Origin of the sequence: Falsiroseomonas sp. E2-1-a20, assembly GCF_051433195.1 — a bacterium.
Lineage (GTDB): Bacteria > Pseudomonadota > Alphaproteobacteria > Acetobacterales > Acetobacteraceae > Falsiroseomonas.
Genome location: NZ_JBHMFT010000105.1, coordinates 1 through 4,721 on the forward strand (window position 1 = coordinate 1; position 4,721 = coordinate 4,721).

The 4,721-nt window shown below is 61.1% G+C and carries 3 protein-coding genes; 2 read left to right on the plus strand and 1 reads right to left on the minus strand.

Features of this window, described 5'->3' with window-relative positions:
• Positions 1 to 172: 172 nt before the first annotated feature.
• A complete protein-coding gene (locus tag ACFHPP_RS30440; RefSeq protein ID WP_437166979.1) occupies positions 173 to 406 on the minus strand; it encodes a hypothetical protein in 234 nt (77 codons plus the stop codon).
• A gap of 519 nt (positions 407 to 925) precedes the next feature.
• Here ACFHPP_RS30440 and ACFHPP_RS30445 point away from each other — a divergent pair.
• Both ACFHPP_RS30445 and ACFHPP_RS30450 read left to right on the plus strand, forming a co-directional pair.
• Positions 926 to 1,690, plus strand: a complete 765-nt coding sequence (locus tag ACFHPP_RS30445) for a hypothetical protein (protein ID WP_437166980.1) — start codon at positions 926 to 928, stop codon at positions 1,688 to 1,690.
• A 101-nt stretch (positions 1,691 to 1,791) separates the two neighbouring features.
• Entirely contained in the window at positions 1,792 to 4,719 is a 2,928-nt protein-coding gene (locus tag ACFHPP_RS30450; protein ID WP_437166981.1) for a hypothetical protein, read from the plus strand.
• Positions 4,720 to 4,721: the final 2 nt, after the last annotated feature.

The following is a 4,721-nucleotide window of genomic DNA, read 5'->3' on the forward strand; positions in this document are numbered from 1 at the left end:
GCGATCGCATCATCGGGCTGGTCGGCAATGCGCCGTTTGTCCGCAGGGGCGCGCAGGACGCGCCCTTCTGGACAACTTGCTGCTCGGGCTGCGTGATCGACTGGCAGACGTGCCGGTGTTGAGATTGGAGCGGTAGCCGCTGGTCTCGGTGGCACGATGTCTCGGTATCGCATCAGCGCCACAACTTCAGCGGGAACGGTCGCCCGCGCAATACCGATTCATAGTAGAGGCGAAATCTCACCGCCATCATTTCGGTAGGGAACGCAAACTCGTAGCCGACCCGCTCGTGCGCCTCGTACACCGCCTCGATCTGGCACTGGTGGTCGGAGAGAAGACGGGCGGCGTAGCGGCAGGCATTGAAAACGAGTTCGAACCGCCGCGCGAGTGTGCGGCGCGAGATCGGCACGCGTACGACGTGCTCAGGGGGGCGTATGTTTCGCATACGAGTATTTAGTGTCGGAGATTTCTGAGTATCTGATGATAAAGCGGAATTTCTGATCGGTAGGATCAACCATCTATAATATTAGGTTGCTTAATGTCTCGCCGACGCTGGTTGCTAACTGCGGCGGATGGAATCGGAGCTAGTAGAAACGACACGGCGCCGTATTTTCTCTATACAAATCCTTACAAAGGGCAGCGGGCAAAAGCTCTGAAGTCATCAGAACTACATAATCTGACGATAAATCAGTTGACCGGCCCGATAATATAATTGATCGCCCTCAGGGCTGGTCCTATTATTCAATTGTCGAAAGTAATCAAGGTGAAGTTGGACGAACATCCAGCTTCTTCGTCCTGTTTCAAGTGCATCACATCATCAGTTACTGTCCTCCATATGTCTGGGGGACGCTAATGCTGTGCCGCATGGATGGGATGAATGTCGCGGGGGGCGACCTTGGTTCAGTTGACTGAACCGACGGAGACGCGCGTGACCGACAAGAACCACAACTCGAAGGCCGTCCTTAATCACGCCAAAGCTGCAATCCACAGGCATATTGCCAAGATCGGTCGGGCAGACCGAGAGAGTCTGGAAGAGCATCGTAAGATTGGCGCGAAGCTGAATGAAGTCCGGGAAGTCGTGGCGTGGAAGGATGTCCTCGCCTGGGCGGATGAGGAGTTTGATTTCGGCAAAACCTGGGTGGCTCGTCTCATGTGGGTTGACCGCGAGTGGGAGAAGTGGGTTTCGGCGAACGACTGGGCTGGCGACCGGAGAGACACTAAGGGTGCCCGCTCCCGTCACTCACCTGATGGCGCCTTTCTCCTTGTCAGGGAGTGGGAGGCGGCGAACTCTTCGAAGGAGCAGGACGCTGGTCCGCCCGAATCGAAACGCCGTGACTCCGCGAAGCTGCGCCTCGAACGTGACCTCGCCGTAGCACGGCGCCGCATCGAACAGCTTGAGGCGGAGATGCGCGCGAACCATCTGGAACCTCCGCCGCCCGAGCCGGATTCGGAGGTGACGGCTGTGGTGACGCCGGACGAGGCGGAGGTGAGTCCTGCTGAGGCGCTGCCTGATGAATCGAATTTGCTACGGGTAATCGACATCGAAAGTCCCACGCAGCCCGATCGCCCGGCCGCCGCCAAGCCGCAGGGCGTTCGAAAGACGACGCCGCGTGCGGGGATTAAGGGGCGTAAGAGGGTGGCCAAGGCATCGCCGAAGTCCGTCTCGCAGACGCGGCGGCCTCGAAAGTCTTAGCTGCGTCGCGTCGTTCAGGCAGACAGGTGGCGCCCTTCTGAGGTGCCACCATCAGGGCCAATGGCGCCCACCCAACTCGCAGAAAATCTTGGAATGAGATAATGGTGCACCTGACGGCGGTCGCTGACGAGGCGACTTTTCTGCTCCACGTCCGCCAGAAGCTCGGGGCCAGGGCGGCTAACCGGTTTAGCGCCGCGCTGGCGCAGCCCTCTACCACACTGGTTGATCGCGTTCTCCGGCCACACCTGTTCCAACTTGATCATGGCGGCGACATTGAAGATGCCGTTTATTATCCGGTGGCGATCCTAAAGAGAACGCCGGGCCGCAACCACGAACTCGCCCAGGGGTTGGCGACGGGCAGTGCAGCCTATTCGATCGACGCTCCTGAACCGTGGGCGGTTTTGTCCTTTTTCGCCAATGCACTACGGGCATGCCGCCCTGACTACGATGAGCAGACGGGCCAGGAAATTTGGCAGCCGCCGTCGGAGCGCGTCGTCTTCGGGCCGTTCCACGTCTTCACCTTCGAACACGACGTACCCGGCATTGATTTCCTTGCCGAGCAGATGTCATGGGTGATGTCGCGGAAGAAGCCCAGCGATTCCAAAATGGGAAGGCTGTTTGCGCGCCTCTCCGAGCACGCAGACTTTGCCGGATTGACCGCAAACTACTCTGGCGGAAAATCGTTGCATATTCACGCCGTGTACGACATGCGGCTCGCCGTGGAGGCGTTGAACCTCGGCATAATCGCCGACCTTCGACGAGGATTTGTCGCCCACTGGCACCTGCTCGCGCCAACGGTGCGGGATGTGCTCGGTCTCCCACCGGATGTTGGGCCTGACCCAATGCTTTCGTTTCCCGAAGCCTATCGACGATTGCCAAACGCGTTCCGGCTCATCGAAGGTGATCACGTCCTCGGTGTTCCGCCCGGCACCTGGGTACGGCAGGTGACCTTATTTGAGCAGTGGCGCAATCGCGCCGCCTCCGGTGTGACCGGCTTGTTTTTTCGTCCTGAACCGTTCCATCAGGTGCCGGTTGCATCACGTACGCGGCCGCCCAGTTCCCAGGACAGCCAGACGTTTGTCGGCGTCGGCGACCTGACTTCCGAGCAGATCGCATTCTGCGAGAAGATGCTGAAGCGACACTTCGGCGACTGGCCCCGACTCTCGGGACTGACGCACCTGCGGGGCCGGTGGACCGCGCGTTTTTTTAACTCACCCGAGGACCAGAACGCCACCTCGGTCCTCCGTGACGATCACCGCAACATTCTTCTTTCAGGCAGGGGCGCGGAGGGCCTTCGCACCGAGCCGCTTCAATTCCCACTGTGGCGAATGATCCGACTATGGGTAGCGCAGCACGCACGGCTGCACCATTCGGGTGGCGAGGCTGTGAACGAGGAGGAGGTGGTCGTTCGGAAGCCAGTGTCGAGTGTGAGTGAGCACCCGGAGGAGGCGGCGTTTCGCGAGGCGGCGCAGAGTTCTGATGCCCGCACCGCCATGCGCGCGTTCTTTCTGAGCGCCGTGCCTGCTCACCAGCTTCTCTGGGTGAGAGGACCTGAGGGATCGGGAAAAAGCTCGGCGTTGTTCGCCGAGCACCACCGGATCATCGAGCGCATCGAGGCGCCCGGCGATCCACAACTCGCGCTCTACGGGTTCGGCGACTATCGGACGGCTGTGGAGAAGTGCACTGATTTTAACGAGGCGCAGCGGGCGAACGGTTTTATCGGCGTGCTCCTGCCTTCGTTCTCCGAGGCGTACGCGCGCGCGTGCGCGGAACTGAGTCTTGCGCCGCTGTCACAAGGCGAGGCTGCGCGGCGCGGCTACAGCAGCTTATGGGCAGCGGTGAAAGCGACTCAGCCTGAGGTCATGGAGTCGTTCAAGTCCCGGCACACCGAGATGTGGGCCAGCGTCGGCGACTCCCGTTTGGTCGGGTTCACGGTGCACCCAGTGCTACACAACTGGCAGCGCGAGAGCCCGACGCGGACGATGTGGGCGCGATCGTTTTGGGAGGATGCGCACAATGAGGCCGAGCGTCGAGAGCGCGCTTTCCGGGAGACGGCTCTTGGTCTGGCCGTTCACGATGAGGTTCGCGTTGAAAGCATCGTGGAAATGCAGCCGCTAGAGGTGCTGCAATGGGTCAAGCGGGCATGCGAAGCTCACGAACCTGCACGCGGCCGCGTAGGAATCGATCGGCAGCACGCCGCTTTCCAGGCATTTGTTCGCGAAAGCGGCCCGCCAACGATTGGGACCGAAGTCTGGGAACTGTCCTTCGACGATTTCCGGAGGATGGCCTCGGCGGCGTTTGGCGCTTGGACCCAAGTCACGACCCGTAGCAGCGGCGAATATGAGGTTGAGCAGGAGGCCGAGGCCGGAGGAGACGGTGATAGGCCCGACATCTACGCCGCGCGGCACGGCCGCGTGTGGGCCATCCAGCCTCGAATGTGGTGGAATGGGTTGGCGATCCACGTCATCGCGCTGACCACAGAAGCACTGCCAACGGCCGTCGCACGCCGGGCCGACCCCTCGTGGTCAGTGTTTGAACTGGACGCTCCGTCGCCAGATCGCGGAGACCTTCAGGTACACGCGGTTCGGGGGGTGACGGCGCGCAACCTGTCCCGGCTCTGCGAGGAGTGGCGTGACCGGTTAGACCTCCCCGGTGCCTGGGTGGTCAGCAACCGCGTAGCCAGTCTTTCCAACTCGATGAGCCACGCCCGCGCTCGCGGCTCGAACGAACTAATCGGCACGGACATCATCCAGACGATGGCGTTTATGTCGCCGGACGAATACGAACGGGTTCAGGCGCTGAATGCCTGGATGCGCCGTTCGGATGCCTGCCTGCTCCGGCACATAGACGAGTTGAACCAAACCAGTGGGAGAAATCTCGGTTTTCGCGGCCGCGCAGGCTGCCAGAACCATCTACTCGTCAACCCGCGCCTGTTCGCACTCCTGCTAGAGGGGGCGGTGATCCACAGTCGTTACGGTCTAGTCCTGCACCTGGACCGAGGTCAGCGCTACCGTCTGCGAGCCGAATAACA